Genomic DNA, 16477 nt, shown 5'->3' on the forward strand with positions numbered 1-16477 from the left:
TGTAAGTGTCCATCTGGGACGGTCCATAGTGGCTTACCGTTTCGGGTATGCCCGCGTTCCTGGTCGTCCTGCTGCTGCTCGTGACAGGAGTCGTCACAGCCTCTCCGGCTTCGGCGGCTCCTGTCACGGCTTGTGCTGCGGGACCGGTGAGCCCTTCGAAACCGGACGGCGCCGTGATCGTCCCGCCGGGCACCGACCTTTCCGAGAAGACGCGCGAACTCCCGGCAGGCACGACGTTCTGGCTGACCGGGGGCACGCATACCCTGGGCCCGGACGAGTACGGCCAGATCATCCCGAAGGACGGCAACGCCTACCTCGGCGCGCCCGGCGCCATCCTGGACGGGGGCGGCGTCAACCGCTACGCGTTCACCCAGCAGGCGCGCGACGTCGTCATCCGCGGCCTCACGATCCGCGGGTTCACGGCGCCGCGCGATCAGGGAGTGGTGAATCACGACTCCGGTGAACACTGGACCATCGAAGGCAACACCATCGAGGGCAACCGCGGCGCCGCGATGATGGCGGGGCCGCGTCAGGAGATCCTGCGGAACTGCCTGCGGGACAACGGCCAGTACGGCATCAACGCCTACCGGGCCGGCGACGGGATCACCGGGCTGCTCGTCGAGGGCAACGAGATCACCGGCAACAACACCGACGACTGGGAGAAGCAGGTCCCCGGCTGCGGCTGCAGCGGCGGCGCGAAGTTCTGGGCCGTGAACGGCGCCGACATCCGCGGGAACTGGGTCCACCACAACCACGGCGCGGGCCTGTGGGCGGACACGAACAACAACGACTTCCTCGTCGAGGACAACCTGATCGAGGACAACGAGGCGGAGGCGTTGTTCTACGAGATCTCCTACAACCTCGTGGTCCGCGACAACACCTTCCGGCGCAACACCCTGGTGCAGGGCCGCGCGTTCGCCGCTCGCGGGGACGACTTCCCGGTCGGGACGATCTACCTGTCCGAATCCGGCGGTGAGCCGCGTATTCCGGCCCGGACTTCTTCCGTGGAGATCGTGGACAACGTCTTCGAGGACAACTGGGGCGGGATCACCGCGTGGGAGAACTCGGACCGCTTCTGCAACAGCCCGGCGAACACCTCTTCCGGGTCGTGCACGCTTCTCGTTCCTTCGGTCTCTTCGTGTTCCTCTCCGAGGATCGCTTCTCGTCCGTTGTACGACGACTGCCGATGGAAGACACAGCGGGTTTCCATTCACGGCAACAAGTTCTCTCACGGGGTCGACTGCTCGGGGTTGTGCGGTCGGATGGCGCTTTTGGCGAATTTCGGGACTTATCCGGAGTGGTCGCCTTATCGGGGTTCTTCTGTTTCGGAGGCTGTCACCTTTGGGCAGGGGAATCGGTGGTATGACAACGCTTATACGGGGTCTTGGCGGTTTGTCGCTCATGACACTTCGCGGACTTTGGGGGCTTCGGCTTGGCGGGGGAAGCCCTACTCGCAGGACGCGGGGTCGAGCTTCTCGTGACGACAGGACCTCTCGGAGCGCACGCGGTTGGCGACGGTGAAGGAATTGGGACGTTCAACGTCCCAATTCCTTCACCGTCGACTGACGTCAGTTCATGACCGGGACTTTCGTGCACACGAGAGCGAAATTGTCGGTGCTCAGCGGCACAGTGGTCAGGTGCTACGAGGAACTTGGGACACCCACCCCTTACTGACCGCGCCCGATCACATGGGCGTGGTCCGCGTGTCCGAGCTGGAACGGATCGGAGTACCACGCCGGACCGTTTCACGACGCTGCGCTCCAGGCGGCCCCTGGCGAATGCTGCTGCCCGGCGTCGTACTGCTGACCAACGGGGAACCGACGAACGAGCACCGCGTCCGCGGTGCCTTGCTGCACGCCCGGAAGGAGGCGATGCTCACCGGGACCTGGGCTCTGCGTCGCCACGGTTTGGAGAGGATTCCCGATCAAGAAGAAGTACATGTCCTCATCTCCGCGAGTCGCGACATCGATGATGTCGGCTTCGTGCACGTCGAGCGGACAAGGCACTTACCTCGCCCCCACCTCCGCGGGGATCTCCCGGTGGCTCCCGTCCCCCGAGCAGTCATCGACGCCGCCCGAAGGCTCACCGACGAGGACGAGATCCAGGCGATGATGGCCGAGGCCGTCCAACGTCGCTTCTGCACCACCGCCCTGCTCGCCCGCGAACTCGACCAAGCGGGCCGAACCGGAACAGCCCTGCCGCGGAAAGCCCTGGTCCCGCTCCTGGCCGGAGCGAGATCCGTCGCCGAGGCCGACGCCTGGCACCTCTGGCGAAGATCCGGCCTCCCGCCGGGCCACTGGAACGTCCCGATCTTCGACGCGAACGGGATCTACATCGCCACCCCGGACTTCTGGTGCGACGAGATCGCCTTCGCCTGGGAGATCGACTCTTACCGCCATCACGCGAGCCTCGAAGACCACCGCGCCACCGTCGCCCGCAACGCGAGGTACGTCGCCGCCGGGATCGTCGCGCTCCAGACGTTGCCGTCCCGCCTGCGCACCGAACCGGAGCAGGTGCTCAGCGAGCTTCACGCCGCGTTCCAAACGGCGCAGGCCCGGCCCCGGCCGAACGTCAGGCGAACCGCCGCGTGAGCCGGTCCACTGTCCACCCCACCACCGGCACCACCGCGACAGCGACCCCGAAGCCCCCGAAGGTGTCCGTCGGGTAGTGCGCCCCCAGCGCCACCTCGGCCCACCCCATCGCGAGCCCCGCGAACGCGACCAGCCCCACCAACACTCCGATCCCGCCCGCAGGTCCGAGCCCCCGCACGTCGATCACCAGCAGCGCGACGACGGTCGCCACGGTGACCGCGAAGGCCGTGTGCCCGCTGGGGTAGGAGAGGAACTCGCCGTGGATCAGCCTGCCGACCAGGGGTTTCAGGCCGGTGGTCAGCGCCACCGTCACCCCGCTGGCGGCCACGAGCAGGATCGCGATCCGCGGCCGCCGGTGCCGCAGGCACAGCCAGCAGAACAGCGCGATGACGACGACCGCGCCGATCGGTTCGCCCGCGAAGTCGATAGCGGTCGCCACGTACCAGAGCGGGCCCTCGACCCGGTCGATGACGGGAAGCACGAGGGCGTCCAGTCCGGCGAGGTGGGAGGTTCCGGTGTAGCGCAGGCCGAGGACGAGGGCGACGACGAAGCCGAAGCCGCCCAAAATCCAGAGCGGAATCCGGGCGCGCGGAGGGAGGGCGGGCGGACCGGTGATCACGCGTCGATCGCGGCCTGGTAGCCGCCGACGAGCCGTTCCAGCCCGACCTTCGGGGTGAACTCCTGCTCGTAGACCAGCCGCGCCGCCCAGCCCATCTCCTGGTTCCGTTCGGCGTCGCCGACGACCTCCCGCAGGCGTGCCGCGAGGGACTCGGGGTTCCCGGGTTCGTGCAGCAAGCCGGTGACGCCGTCTTCGACGAGTTCGCGGAAGGCGCCGTGGGCGGCGGCGACCGTCGGGACGCCGGCGGCCATCGCCTCGACCACGACCAGCCCGAAGGTCTCCAGCCATTCCGAGGGGGCGAGGACGGCGTTCGAGCGGACGACCAGGTCGCGACACTCCTCTTTGGACTGAAGGCCGAGGTAACGGACGTCGTCGCGGCCGTGGGCCCAGCGCGCGACCTCGTCCTGCATCGGGCCGGTGCCGGCGATCACCAGCGGCGGCAGCGGACCACCCGCCGCGACGAGCAGATCCCAGGCCTTCATCAGCAGGCCGACACCCTTTTCCGCGGTGATCCGGCCGAGGAACAGCAGGTGCTCCCCCGTGCCCTGGCGCGTCTTGCCGGGGTCGGCGACGTAGTTGTACTTCACCGCGAGCCGCTCGGCGGGCATCCCGGCGGCGATCAGCACCTCGCGCTGCGCCTTCGAGATGCAGAAGAACCGCGACACCCCGGACCACCAGCGGTTCCGGTTCAGCATCAGGCTCGCCGCCATCGGCACGGTCGCGAGCCCCGAGCCTCGATAGCACCCGTGCCGCACGGCGGGCAGCGGTGTCCGCCCCACGCAGTCGGTGCACACCTGGCCATCGCGGTACAGCGTGCCGGGCGGGCAGATCAGGGTGTAGTTGTGCACGGTCGCGACCGTCGGGACCCCGGCCTCGGCGCACGCGGCCAGCACCGACGGCGAAAGCAGCGGGAACGTGTTGTGGACGTGGACGACGTCCGGCCGGTCGTCGGCGAGGCGCCGGGCCAGGTCCGCTCGCACGGCCCGGTTCCACGGCACCTGGAGCGGGACGACGGCCTTGCGTGGCAGGGACATCTCCGCGATGTCGTCGCTGCGCCGCTCGAACAGGCCGACCTCGTGCCCGGCCTCGGCCAGCAACGCTGTCTCCTGGTCGACGACGTTGTTCTCGCCGCTGGGCTGCTCGGATCTGTACCGGTTGTGGATCACGAGGACCTTCACGTCGTCTCCTTGACGAACTCGGGTTCTTCGGCGGGCACACGCACGAGCAGCGACGCGGCCAGGGCCAGGTGCAGCAGGTACGGCGACGCGTCGCCGAGACCGGCCTCGGTGTAGGAGGCGGAAAGACAATAGGTGATGAGGAAGATCGCGCACGCCCTGGCGGGCGACGGCGGCCGCAGCACCGCGACCACCACCAGCACGAGCAGGAACGCCGCCACGATCACGATCCCGACGTACCCCTGCTCGTGGTAGACCGCGAGCCAGCTGCTGTCGATCGGGAGCCCGTCGTAGGACTTGTCGGTCAGGCCGACGCCGAACAGGTACTCCAGCGTCGTCCTCGGCGCGCCGAGGAGCGAGTCCCACACCTTCGCGCGGCCGGTGAGGCTGGAGAAGTTCTCCTCGGACTGCCCCCGCAGGAACCACGCCTGCAGCAACCCGCCCAGCGCCACCACGACGAACACCCCGCCGAACACCAGCCCGGTGAACACCTTGCGGGCGCGGGCACTGGACATCCACTGCGACATCAGCGCCACGATGGTCCCGACCACCAGGCCGAGCATCGCGGTGCGGGTGTGGGTCAGCAGCAGCACCCCGAACGACGGGATGATGACGATCAGCGCGTGCCGCCGCTCCAGCTTCCCCCCGAGCCACAACAGGATCGTGAGGCCGATGGCGATGGCCGCGTACTGGCCGACCTGCGGCGGGGTCAGCGGCCAGACCGTGCCGGTGAGCCGTCCGCCGTACTCGAACGGCATCGCTTTGCCCGGGCTCAGCGCGAGCCCGATCACCACCGTCACCAGCATCGCGCCGTAGGTGCGGATGTGCTGGCGGACGAGGTCGAGGCCGCCGTCCCACCAGCGGGTCAGCAACCACAGGGTGCCGAGGAAGAGGCTGAACCGGAAGCAGCGGAAGAGCGCGCCGAACCCGCCTTCCAGGTCCAGGCTCGCGACCACGCTCAGCACCAGCAACAGCGTGAGCAGGGAGAGATAGGCGCTCGGCCGGATCCGCAGCCTGGGGTTCAACGCGAGCGCGATCACGAAGGCGGTGCCCAGTGCGCCCATGGTGATCAGCTGGCTGACCGACCTCGGCAGCGGGATGACCGTCTTCGCGCCCGTCGAGCCCAGGGTGTTGATGATCAGCAGCGTCCAGGCGATACCTGCCGCCTTGGGGAAGCCGCGGACCACCGGAGCGGGCCGGACGGCGGGATCGAGCACGTCAGCCACCTCCCGCGCGGGTGAGTTTGCTGCCCTGGTCCTGACGGTAGGGCGCGCCCTGCCACTCACCGAAGCCGAGTACCCGGCTCGGCTCGAAAGCCACGAAGTTCCACGGCCCGGAGTAGGTGTTGTCGTAGAGCTTGTTGCCCTGGTCGAAGGTGATCGCCTGCTGGACGACCTCGCCCTTGTACGGTGACCACTCCGGGAAGGTGCCGAAGTTCGCGAGCATCGCCATCCGCGCGCAGCTCTCCTCGCAGTTGGTGACGACGGGGTCGAGCACGAACCGGTTGTGGTGGATCTCGACGCGCTGCGTCTTCCACCGGCAGTCCTCGTTCAGCGTGCCCGCCGCGATCGCGGGCTGCGCGCATTTCGCCTGCTCGGGCACCAGCCGGGTGCAGGAGCCGGACGAGGTGTTGGCCGGGCTGTTGCAGAACCGGTCGGAGTTCTCCCACAGGGTGACGCCGTTCCAGTTGTTCTCGAACGAGTTGCCGGAGATCTCCAGTTTGTCCGTGCGCGCCTTCACTCTCGGCTCGCCGCCGGATTCGGAAATGTAGATCGACGCCACCGGGAAGCTGTCGCCGCGGTCGATGTAGCCCTTGCCGTCCACCCAGTTGTTCCGGCGGAAGGTGTTGCCGCGGATGACGGCGTTGTAGCTCGTCTCGTACATCAGGGCGGAGCCGTTGTTGTTCTCGATGACGTTGCCCTCGACGAGGAAGTCGTTGTTGTTCGTGTCGGCCCACAGCCCGACGCCGCGGTTGTCGTGCACCCAGTTGCCCCGGATGTCGGCGCCGTCGACCGACCAGAACTTGATCCCGCCGGAGCAGCCGCAGCCGTCGATCTTGCGTTCCCAGTCGCCGGTGTTGTTCCCGGAGATCTCGTTGCCCTCGACGACGAGGCCCTTGATCGCGTTGCCCTGCGCGTAGGCGTTCATGCCGTACTGCCCGTTGCGCCGCAGGCAGTTCGCGCGGACCTGCTGCCGCGCGCCCGCCATCAGCGCCGCGCCGTCGTTGTCCTGGACGGTGTTGTGCTCGATGACCCAGCCGTCGGCCGAATCGTGGTTGACCACGCCCTCGTCGTGCGGGGCGGCGAAGCCCTGCACGGTCAGGTACTGGATCTTGACGTCGGCGGCGTGGCCGGAGAAGGCGTACTGGTTGATCTTCCGGCCGTCGAAGACCGCGTTCGGGCCGCCGAGGTAGACGTTGCCCGCCTTCGGGGTGATCTGGTCGTAGCGGTCGTCGCCGAGCCGGTGGGTCCCCGGTGCCAGCCAGAACGTCGTCCCGGCCGGGCTCGACCGCGTCTTCGCGGCGAGGTCGCCCGTCACCGCCGGGTCGATCTTCACCGCCCCCGCCGGCGCTTCGGCCGGCCCCGCCTTCACCTTGTCGCACACCTGCGCGATCGAACCGGACGGCGCCTGCGCCGGGTTCGGTCCGGTTTCGTCGGCCGGGGTGGTGCAGGCGGTGAGCGTCAGCGGGCCGAGCAGCACCAGAAGCGCTGCCCTGCGGAGACGGTGCGGTCGTGCGATCACAATGGGGGATCCTCGTTACCTGAATCGAAGGTGAGCGCGGTGGTGAACGCCGCGCCGTCGGTGGCGATCCCGCCGCCGAACAAGGTCCAAGCGGGCTCGCGGCGGCCGAATCCGGCCGAGTACCAGCCCATCGGCAAACCAGTCTCGCCGCGATGCGCCGACCAGTCCAGCTCCGGTGGCAGCATGAGCGAAGCCGTCCGGACCCGGCCGTCGACCGTCCAGGACAACGTCGCCGTCGCGTCGGAGAGCGAGACCTCGACGGCCGGGCCGAAGTGGAACGCGAGACGGCAGTGCTGCGCGTCGCCGCCGCGGACCTCGTCGAGGATCCGGAACGTCGAGTCCTCCAGTTCCACCGAGCGCCGGTGGATCGCCGGGCCGTAGCCGTCGTGTTCCGCGCTCCAGCGCGACGGCGTTCCCGCCGCGATCACGGTGGTGACGGCGTGTTTCGTCCACAGGAACGGGCCACCGGAGACGGACTGGTCGGTCCGGGAGAGTTCGAGGGTGTTGTGCGCGGCCGTGGACCGGAAGTACGACCGCCACTTCGGTTCGCCGTGGTAGCAGTAGGTCCCGGGGTCGGCGAGGATGTCGACGCCGTCGTGCCGGACCTCCACCGAGAGCGCGTCCGCGTGCGCGTGCGCGGCGATGGACAGGAAGCCGTGCGGCCCGCCGTCGCAGCGGGCCCAGATCGCGCCGTCGCGCAGGATGGTCATCCCCGCGTCGGCGAAATCGTCCCGCCGCCGCACCGGACGCGTCTCACGGACCTGGATGTCCTTGGCCAGCGCGGCGAAGAGCGGGGTGCGGACATCGCCGCCGGCCGTCTCCGGCCACCAGTCCAACCGTCCGAAAAGGACGGATCCGGTGTTGAGCAGCGATGCCCAGCGGCTGGTCTCGTCGCCGACAGCGCCGTCCACGATGAGCCCGAAGCCGTCGTCGGCATCGCCTTGGCGCGGCGGCCGCAGTCGATTGTCCACAATGGACGCCAGCGCGTCGGTCATCCGCAGCAGCACGAGCCAGGTCGACTCGGGCACCGCGACCCCGGCGGCCTTCGCCTCCAGCGCTCCCGCGAGCCCCAGTTCCAGGACGAGCCCGTGGTACTCGGTGGCGAGCTCACGGTTGATGCCGGAGTCGAAGGTGTTGTGGCGCAACATCTTGTCCAGCGACGCCAGTGCCGCGTCCCGCCACTGGGCGGACTCGGGGAACCAGGCGAACGCGCAGGCGGCGGCGAGCTGCCCGGCGTCCTCGGCGATCACGTGGTTGTTCGCCGACGAACCCCGGCTCGGGAACGCGTCCAGCCAGCGCTGGTGATGCCAGATCTGGGTGAGCGCCACGGGGTTGTCCTCGAACAGCGCCGGGGCCTGCGCCCAGCCGTTGAGCAGCCGCCGGACCCACACCCACGACAGCAGCCGGATGCCGAGTTCGATCCCGCTGACCCAGTGCACCCCGCGCATCGGCGGGTTCGCCGCCCACCACGACCCGAGATGCGCGGCGACGCGCTCGGCGTACCGGTCTTCGCCGGTCAGGGCGTACGCGGCGGCCAGCACGGTGAGGTGCTGATGCCGCGACGGCTCCCAGATCTGCTTGATGTCCCCGACGATGTCCTCGCTCCGGTACGGGACGTCGAAGGAGTACACATCGGACGGTGCGCGGCGGCCGGTCTTCGGGTCGTAGGACCAGTCCGGGTCGACGAGGTCGTCCCGCTCGACGCCGAAGTACTCGGCGCGCCCCTCCATCAGGCGATCCGCGGTGACGAGCAGATCCTTCACCGCGTCACCCGAGACGGCGGCGAGGACGTCTTCACCGGGCACCGACGCGAACCGGCGGTCCGGCAGCCACGTCGGCTTGTCGCCGGCGACCCCGCGCCACTGGCGTTTGCGCACGACGTCGGTGACCCGGCCCGCGACCTCGGCCGGCCCCATCCGCGACAGTCTTCGCAGGTACCAGGACGGATCCATCAGCCGAGTCCTTCCTTGTCTTCCTCGGTGAACCCGCGACCGCGATCGACGTCGGCAGGGCGCTGGTCGGTCGTCAACGTCACGTCGAGCACAAAGGGCGCCCTGCCACCGCGATAGCGGGGCCTACGGCCGGGCGGGTTCACGCGTATGGTCATTTCTCCGCCGCCCGCTCAGCTCCGCCATCAAGCTCAGCGGCGTTGATCCGCACCGCGGCACCGGTCTCCAGGCTGCGGTTGACCGCGAGCGTGGCCAGCGTCGTCGAAACGAGCGACTCCACGGACACCGGCATCGCGACCCCGGTCTTCAGCGCGTTGACGAACGCCTCCAGCTCGGCGGCCTGGCCCTTGTCCCGGCCCTTGGGGATGCGGGAGCTGGCCCACTTCTTGCGGCCGAACACCGACGCGCGCGCGAAGTCGTCGAACTTCAGCACCTTGCCGTCGGCGGTGACGTCGATCGTCTCCTTGGGGAACGCCGACGAACCGCTGGTGGTGTACGCGATCGACGCGGTCGAGCCGTCCGGATAGCGCAGCAGGATCTGCAGGTCCTGGTGGCCCGGCGTCGCGGTGGCGTACACCGAGACCGGGTCGGAGCCGAGCAGCCAGCTGACCGTGTCGATGAAGTGCCCGCCCTCGCCCGCGAACCGCGAACCCTCGCTGTCGGCCTGGTTGTACCAGCTGCCGGAGTCGAGCTGACCGGCGTTGACCAGGTACCGCACGGAAGCCGGGCCGATCCGCGGTCCGAAATGGAGCACCGACTCGTTCAGCAGCGGCGCGAACCGTCGGTTGAACCCGACCTGCAGCCGGTCGTTGCCGGACTCCTCGATCGCGCCGAGCACGACCTCGAGTTCCTTCTCCGACAGCGCGAGCGGCTTCTCGACGAAGACGGCCTTCCCCGCGAGCAGCGCGCGCCGGGTCAGCTCGGCGTGCGAGCTGTGCCGGGTCACGACGAACACGGCGTCGATCGAGGAGTCGTCGAGCATCGTGTCGAGGTCGGTGGTGGCGCGGGCGAAGCCGAACTTGCGCTTGGCGTTCGCGCCCGAGAGCGCGGAGGTGGTGACGACCTCGGTGAGGTCGACGCCCTCCATCTCCGCCAGATGCGGCAGGAGCATCGAGGACGCGTAGTTGCCGGCGCCGATGAACCCGATCCGCACGCCGCCGGGCTTCGGCAGCGCGCGCGTGGTCACCGTCTTCGGGACGGCGACCGAGGTGACGTGCTCGGTGGTGGCGGCGGCGCGCTTCTCGTACTCGAACAGCACCGCGACGGCCTTGAGCTCGCCCTCGTTCAGCTTCCGGTACGTTTCGACGGCGTCGGAGAAGTCCGACATGTGCGAGATCAACGGCTCGACGTCGAGACGGCCGCTACCCATCAGGTCGACGACGCATTCGAGGTTGCGGCGCTCGGTCCAGCGGACCTGGCCGATCGGGTAGTCGCGGCCTTCGAGTTCGTACTCCGGGTCGTAGCGGCCGGGGCCGTACGAGCGGGAGAACCGGACGTCGAGTTCCTTTTCGTAGTAGGCGTTCCACGGCAGGTTCAGCGAGCACTTGCCGATGTCGATCACGCGGCCGCGGTCGCGGGCCAGCTTCGCGGCCAGCTCCACCGGCTCGTTCGTGCTGCCGCCCGCGGCGAGGTACACCTGGTCGACGCCGTGCCCGTTGCTGATCTCCGCGACCGCGGTGTCGATGACGCCGGACGCCGGGTCACCGCACTTCAGGGCACCGAGCTGCTCGGCGAGCGCGCACCGCGTCGGGTCCGGGTCGACGCCGACCACGCGGACCCCGGAGGCGACCAGCAGCTGCACGACCAGCTGCCCGATCAGGCCCAGCCCGATGACCAGCGCGATGTCGCCGATCTGCGGTTCACCCTGGCGGACGCCCTGCATCGCGATCGAGCCGACCGTGCCGAACGCGGCGTGCCGCGGGTCGACGCCGTCGGGCACCTTGGAGTACAGGTTCTTGGGCACCCAGTTCAGTTCCGCGTGCAGCGCGTGCTCGTTCCCGGCGCACGCCACGTAGTCCCCGACGGCGACGTCGCCGATGCCCGCGCCGACCTCCTCGACCACGCCGCACAGCGAATAGCCCAGCGGCGTGTACGAGTCGAGTTTGTTCATGGCCTTGCGATAGGTGGCGCCCAGGCCGTTGGTCGCGACGCTCTGCATCACCTTCGCGACCTGGTCCGGCCGCGCCTTCGCCTTGCCCACCAGGGAAAGGCTCGCCTCGGACACCTTCATCATCTCGGTGCCGGTGGAGATCAGCGAATAGGCGGTGCGGACCAGCACACCGCCCGGTTTGCACGCGGGGACTTCGACGTCGAGGAGCGCCAGCTCCCCGCTCTTGTAGTTCTGCACTACCTGCTTCACGTCGCTCCTCAGCGATCAGGTGGTCCGGGCCGCGACGGCGCCGCGGTACCAGTACTCGAGGGTCAAGATGTGCCAGAGGTGCTTGGACCGGTCCTGCTGCCCGGACGCGTCTTCGTCCACGAGCTTCTGCAGGGCCTCACGGCGGAGGAACCCGGCCTTCACCAATTCACCTTCGTTCGTCACCTCGCGCACCAAGGGCGCGAGGTCGCGGCTCATCCAGGCCCGCAGCGGCGCGCTGAACAGGCCCTTCGGCCGGTGCACGATCTCGGCGGGGAGGATCGACAGCGCCGCTTCCTTCAGCGCCATCTTTCCTTGGCGCTTCACGATCTTCTTGTCACCGGGGATCCGGAACGCGGCTTTCACGACCTCGATGTCGACGAACGGCGTCCGCACCTCGGTCGACGCCGCCATGCTGGACCGGTCGGTGTAGGCGAGGTTGAGGCCGGGCAGGAAGAGCCGGGAATCGGCGAGGCACATGCGGTTCACGAAGTCGGACAACGTGTTGTCGTTATAGGTGTCCGCGTGCTCGGTGATCACGTCGTCGACGGCGCCCGCGAGGTCCGGATTCAGCAGCCCGGCGAGCTCGGCCTGGTCGTACATCGTGTAGCTGCGCCGGAACGCGGTCTCCTCCGGCAGTTCCGCGAACGAGAGGAACCGCTTGGCGAACCGGACCGAGCGGAACCCGCGCTTCGACGTCGCCACCGGCAGTCTGTCCACAAGGGACTCCACCGGGCGGCGGACGAGGCCGGGCACCCGCTGGTACTGCACGGCGATCTTGTTCGCGAGATGCTTGCGGTACCCGGCGAACAGCTCGTCGGCGCCCATCCCGGACAGCATCACCTTGACGCCTGCCTCGCGCGCGGCGGTGCAGATCAGGTAGCTGTTGATGGCCGCCGGGTCGCCGATCGGCTCGTCGAGGTGATACGTCATCCGCGGCAGCAGATCCAGCACCTGCGGCGCGATCTCGATCTCGTGCAGGTCGACGCCGAACTTCGCGGCGACCTTCTTCGCGTACATGAGGTCGTCCGGCATCGCCTCGAACTTCGCGTCCTCGGCCCGGAAACCGATGGTGTAAGCGGAGATCCCCGGCTGCTCACGCGCGGCGAGCGCGGTCAGGTAGCTGGAGTCGAGCCCGCCCGAAAGGAACGTCGCGACCGGGACGTCGGCCATCAGGTGCTTGCGCGTGGAGTCCTCGATGACGGCGTTGAGGTCGAACTCGCCCTCGTACGCCGCACCCTCTTCGGCGACCTGGCGCAGCGACCAGAAGGTGCCACGCTCGACGTCACCGTTCGGGCGGAACCGCGCCCAGCTGCCCGGCGGCAGCTTCTCGGCTTCGCTGAACGCGCAGCGGCCGTCCGGGACCCAGTAGTAGAGCAGGGACGCGACGAGCGCGGTGTCGTCGACGGTCAGCGAGCCGCCCAGTTCGGTGGCCAGCGCCTTCAGCTCGGAGGCGAACGCGACGCCCTTGCCGCGGCGCACCAGAAAGAGCGGTTTGATGCCCAGCTGGTCCCGCACCAGGGTCAGGGCGCCGGTGCGCTCGTCGAAGACACCGAACGCGAACATGCCGCGCAGCCGGTGCAGGCCCTCGGTGCCCCACTTGCGCCAGGCTTCCAGGACGACCTCGGTGTCGGAGGTGCCCCGGAAGCGCACGCCGGCGGCTTCGAGTTCCTTGCGCAGTTCCGGCGAGTTGTACAGCTCGCCGTTGTAGGTCAGCGCGAGGCCGTCCTTGACCATCGGCTGCGCGCCGGTCTCGGTCAGGTCGACGATCGACAGCCGTCGATGTCCTAAGTGGACTTCACCCTCGCCGGCACGGTGGTCGTACCGCCCCGAACCGTCCGGTCCGCGATGGGCGAGGATTTTCGTGAGCCGATCGGTGAGCGGTCCCCCGTCCGGCCAGAAGTAGGCCCCTGCGATGCCGCACATCTCTTTTCGCTCCCTATAGCGCTTCGGCGTTATCCGGTGAAACGGGCGAGAATCGTTTGGTCGGCTGATCGGCGTTGTCCTGGTCTTCCGGCCGCTTGTACGGCGTCGGCGGACGTCGCCGCGCGGCCTTCTTCTCCCTCGGCGGCTCCAGTACCCGCTCGACGGTGCGCTCGGCGTCCGTCTCGACCGGCGCCACCGTCGAGAGCCGCCGCACCGGGGCATCCGCGTCGGGGAACATCTCGACCGGCTTCGGCGCGGGCCGGGGCACCCGCCGCTCCGGCGAGACCTTCCGCTCGGGCAGAGCCCTGCGCTCCGGCGCCGCCACCCGGGCCGGAGCCACCGGGCGGGCGGTCATCACCGGCCGCGCGGGCACCGGCTCCGGAACGGCACCGCCCCGACCACGCAACGCGGTGTGCAGGCCGTCCCACAGCGTCCCGTCGGTGTGGTCCCGCGGATCCGGATCCACCAGGACGACCCCGATGATCGGGATGCGCCGGTCCGCCAGCTGGCGGGCCACGGTGTGCAGCCATTCGGTGTTCGCGTGCGCGGTGCGGACGACGAGGATCGTCTCCTCACCGAGGAATTCGAGGTCGGTCCACGCCGTGCCGGGTTCGATCGAGCCGACGCCGATGCGGCGTTCCTTGCCCGCCACCGGCGCGTCGGCGCGGTCCAGCACCTGGATCGGGCCGTCACCTGCCAGCTCACGGAGGTTCGCCTTCGGCAGGTCGTCGACGAGCGAGACCGGCCCCTTCTCCGCCAGCTCGCGCGCCATGTCGACGGCGAGCGGGGCGGTGACCTGACGGGCACCGAGGTCCAGCAGCGACACCGAACCGCCCTCTTGCCGGACGGCGCGGACCAGGGTCGCCGCGACCCGCTGCCGCCGGGTCACCGCCCGCGAACGCCGCAGGAATCGCGGCGGTCTGGGCAGCTGCGCGATCACGGAGGCACCGAGATGCCGCGAGATCTCGCGGCGCAGCACCGGCCGGTCCTTCACCACGCTCAGGATGGCCGCGAGCCCCAGCCCGGCGAGCAGCCCCAGCGCGAGGCCGATGCCCATGTCGGTGCCGAGGGTCTTGAGGAGCGACTTCGGCAGGATCCGCGGCGCGTCCACGATCTGCGTCCCGGCGGCGACCTTCGGCGTACCGATGCCCGCCTCCTGCGCGCGGCCGTCGTAGTCGGAGATCTTGGAGGTCAGCTGCGCCCGGCGCGAGTACAGCCGTTCCAGCTGCGCGGGGTTGGCGTTGCGGCCCTTGGCCTCTTCGGTGACGATCGACGCTTCGATCGGGGTGAGCTCGTTCTGCGCCTGGTTCCGCTGATCGAGCAAAGCCTTCTGCTGCGCCGCCGCGGCCGCCTGGTTGCGGCCGATGTACTCGGTGATGAAGGCGTCGGAAATCGCCTGCGCGCGGGCCAGCGCCTCGTCCTTGGTCTTGCCCTTGACCGTCAGCTGGAGGACGTTGTTCGTCAGCCCGAGCCCGTCGTAGTCCTTGATGAACTCCTCCGGCGCCTGGGTGCTGTTCAGCTTCTTGAGCGCCTCGCCGGCGGTCTTCGTGGTCTTGAGGACGGCGACGTCGGTCCGCATCAGCGTTCCGCTGTCGGTCGGCGAGTCGTCGGGGTGGATGACCAGGATCTGCGCGACCGCGGTGGGCGGCGACGGCAGGAGCATCGCGACGAGCCCGCCGGCGATCAGGCCCAGCAGGGCGGTGGCCATCCACAGGCGGCGGCGTCTCCGGATCGAGACGACCAGCCGCTGCAGGTCGATGAGCGGCTCGGACTTCGTTTTTTCTGCGCTGGTCACGCGGTACCTGCCAGTGCTTCGTGGTCGGTGGGGGTGGCGGCGGCGGACCGGGTGCGGGTCGGCCGGACCGGACGGATCAGCACGGTGCCCACCACGGCGAGACCGGCGTCGGCGACCGCTTCGGCGATCCCGACCAGCTCCCAGGCGGACCGGGAACCGAGGCCCGCCACGACGAGGATCCCCTCGGCGTCGGTGTCTTCGATGATCGGCCGCACCGGGGAGACCGTCGCCACGGTGCACCACCGATCGGCCAAGGCGGCGAGCCGCTCGGCGGCCATCCGCCCGGCGTGGTCGTCTTCGGCGGCCACGACGAGCAGCCGCCGGTCCGGGAGCCGGGAAACCAGCCGCCGGTAGTGGACGTCGACGTCGATCTCGTCGGCGTACACGTCCACCCGCGGGATGTTCCACGGCCTGTCGTCACGGAGGAGCTTGGCCCGCAGGGTGCTCGCGGGAAGCCGCTCCTCCACGGCGTCGAAGGTGGCCAGCACCGGCCCCCCGATCGCCGCGGCGATCTCCTCCTCGTCCTTCAGCCGCCTGTCGGTGCGGGCGGTGAAGAGATGCCCGAACAGGCCGATGACGAAGAACAGCAGCGCGCCGCCCAGCGCCAGCTGCGGCAGCGTGGGCGCCGCCGGCGAGGACGGCAGCTCGGCCGAGCCGAGCACGACCATGTTGCCGAGGCCGCTGGCGGTGTCGGCCGCGTTCAGGGTGGACATGGCCGACTCGATCGACGTGCGCAGGCCCTGCAGTTCGGTGCGGAGCTGGACGCTCTCCACGGTCGTCTTGCCTTCGTTGACCTTCGTGGAGAGCTCGCTGATCCGCTGGTTCGTCTGCGCGACCTGCTGCCGCAACGTCTCGCGGCGTTCCTGCGCCAGCTGCACCGCGGCGTCGCCGGAACCGGCGATGATCTGCGTCGAGTACTTCACGAACTCGGCCGCGAGCTGGTCGGCCATCCGCTGCGTCTGTTCGGCGGTGTCCCCGGTGACACCGATGGTGATGACATTGCCCTGTGCGACCGACGTGGCCACCTTGTCCCGCAGGTCGGCGCCGGTCTCACCGTCACCGAGCCCGGCGGCGGCCCGATCGAGCACGACCGAACTGGTCGCCACCTCGGCCTGGGTGAGCAGTTCGTCCGCCTGACGCGGGCCCTGCAGCAGCACGCTGGACGTCGTCCGGTAGCCGGGGGAAAGGATCACCGACGATCCCGCACCGATCAGGGCGCCGAGCAAGGCGAGGACCACCAGGGTCCGCCATCGCCCGCGCAAGACCTGTCCGATCATGGACAGGCGCACCGTGTCGTCAGTCAAAGCCGGGATCTCCCATCGGT

At 69.4% G+C, this 16477-nt stretch carries 12 protein-coding genes; 2 read left to right on the forward strand and 10 right to left on the reverse strand.

The window, feature by feature from the left end:
- The first annotated feature begins 47 nt into the window (after window positions 1–47).
- Together ACZ6YV_RS11615 and ACZ6YV_RS11620 are read left to right on the forward strand one after the other, a co-directional pair.
- Window positions 48–1481, forward strand: a complete 1434-nt coding sequence (locus ACZ6YV_RS11615) for a right-handed parallel beta-helix repeat-containing protein (RefSeq protein ID WP_465509523.1) — start codon at window positions 48–50, stop codon at window positions 1479–1481.
- Window positions 1482–1637: 156 nt separating this feature from the next.
- Window positions 1638–2591, forward strand: a complete 954-nt coding sequence (locus ACZ6YV_RS11620; protein ID WP_465509524.1) for a hypothetical protein — start codon at window positions 1638–1640, stop codon at window positions 2589–2591.
- Here the strand turns inward: ACZ6YV_RS11620 and ACZ6YV_RS11625 are convergent.
- The 10 genes from ACZ6YV_RS11625 to ACZ6YV_RS11670 are packed head-to-tail and all read right to left on the reverse strand — an operon-like array spanning window position 2572 to window position 16430.
- Window positions 2572–3210, reverse strand: coding sequence for a phosphatase PAP2 family protein (locus tag ACZ6YV_RS11625; protein WP_465509525.1), 639 nt, complete (start codon window positions 3208–3210; stop codon window positions 2572–2574). The genes ACZ6YV_RS11620 and ACZ6YV_RS11625 overlap by 20 nt on opposite strands.
- A complete protein-coding gene (locus tag ACZ6YV_RS11630; RefSeq protein ID WP_465509526.1) occupies window positions 3207–4388 on the reverse strand; it encodes a glycosyltransferase family 4 protein in 1182 nt (393 codons plus the stop codon). Before ACZ6YV_RS11630 ends, ACZ6YV_RS11625 begins: the two co-directional genes overlap by 4 nt.
- Complete coding sequence (locus tag ACZ6YV_RS11635) at window positions 4385–5602, reverse strand: O-antigen ligase domain-containing protein (RefSeq protein ID WP_465509527.1); 1218 nt, start codon at window positions 5600–5602, stop codon at window positions 4385–4387. Before ACZ6YV_RS11635 ends, ACZ6YV_RS11630 begins: the two co-directional genes overlap by 4 nt.
- Before the next feature lies 1 nt (window position 5603).
- On the reverse strand, window positions 5604–7127 hold the full coding sequence (locus tag ACZ6YV_RS11640) for a right-handed parallel beta-helix repeat-containing protein (RefSeq protein WP_465509528.1): 1524 nt from the start codon (window positions 7125–7127) through the stop codon (window positions 5604–5606).
- Entirely contained in the window at window positions 7124–9079 is a 1956-nt protein-coding gene (locus ACZ6YV_RS11645; protein WP_465509529.1) for a heparinase II/III family protein, read from the reverse strand. The genes ACZ6YV_RS11640 and ACZ6YV_RS11645 overlap by 4 nt, the downstream gene beginning before the upstream one ends.
- Window positions 9079–9234: a hypothetical protein gene (locus tag ACZ6YV_RS11650; RefSeq protein WP_465509530.1), complete on the reverse strand. Its 156-nt coding sequence runs from the start codon at window positions 9232–9234 to the stop codon at window positions 9079–9081. The genes ACZ6YV_RS11645 and ACZ6YV_RS11650 overlap by 1 nt, the downstream gene beginning before the upstream one ends.
- Window positions 9231–11435 carry a bi-domain-containing oxidoreductase gene (locus tag ACZ6YV_RS11655; protein ID WP_465509531.1) on the reverse strand — a complete coding sequence of 735 codons (2205 nt, stop codon included), beginning with the start codon at window positions 11433–11435 and terminating at the stop codon, window positions 9231–9233. The genes ACZ6YV_RS11650 and ACZ6YV_RS11655 overlap by 4 nt, the downstream gene beginning before the upstream one ends.
- A 15-nt stretch (window positions 11436–11450) precedes the next feature.
- Entirely contained in the window at window positions 11451–13358 is a 1908-nt protein-coding gene (gene asnB / locus ACZ6YV_RS11660; RefSeq protein ID WP_465509532.1) for an asparagine synthase (glutamine-hydrolyzing), read from the reverse strand.
- A gap of 13 nt (window positions 13359–13371) precedes the next feature.
- Window positions 13372–15153: a Wzz/FepE/Etk N-terminal domain-containing protein gene (locus tag ACZ6YV_RS11665; RefSeq protein WP_465509533.1), complete on the reverse strand. Its 1782-nt coding sequence runs from the start codon at window positions 15151–15153 to the stop codon at window positions 13372–13374.
- Window positions 15150–16430, reverse strand: a complete 1281-nt coding sequence (locus ACZ6YV_RS11670; RefSeq protein WP_465509534.1) for a YveK family protein — start codon at window positions 16428–16430, stop codon at window positions 15150–15152. The genes ACZ6YV_RS11665 and ACZ6YV_RS11670 overlap by 4 nt, the downstream gene beginning before the upstream one ends.
- Between the last annotated feature and the right edge of the window lie 47 nt (window positions 16431–16477).

This window comes from Amycolatopsis sp. NPDC102522 (assembly GCF_055584485.1).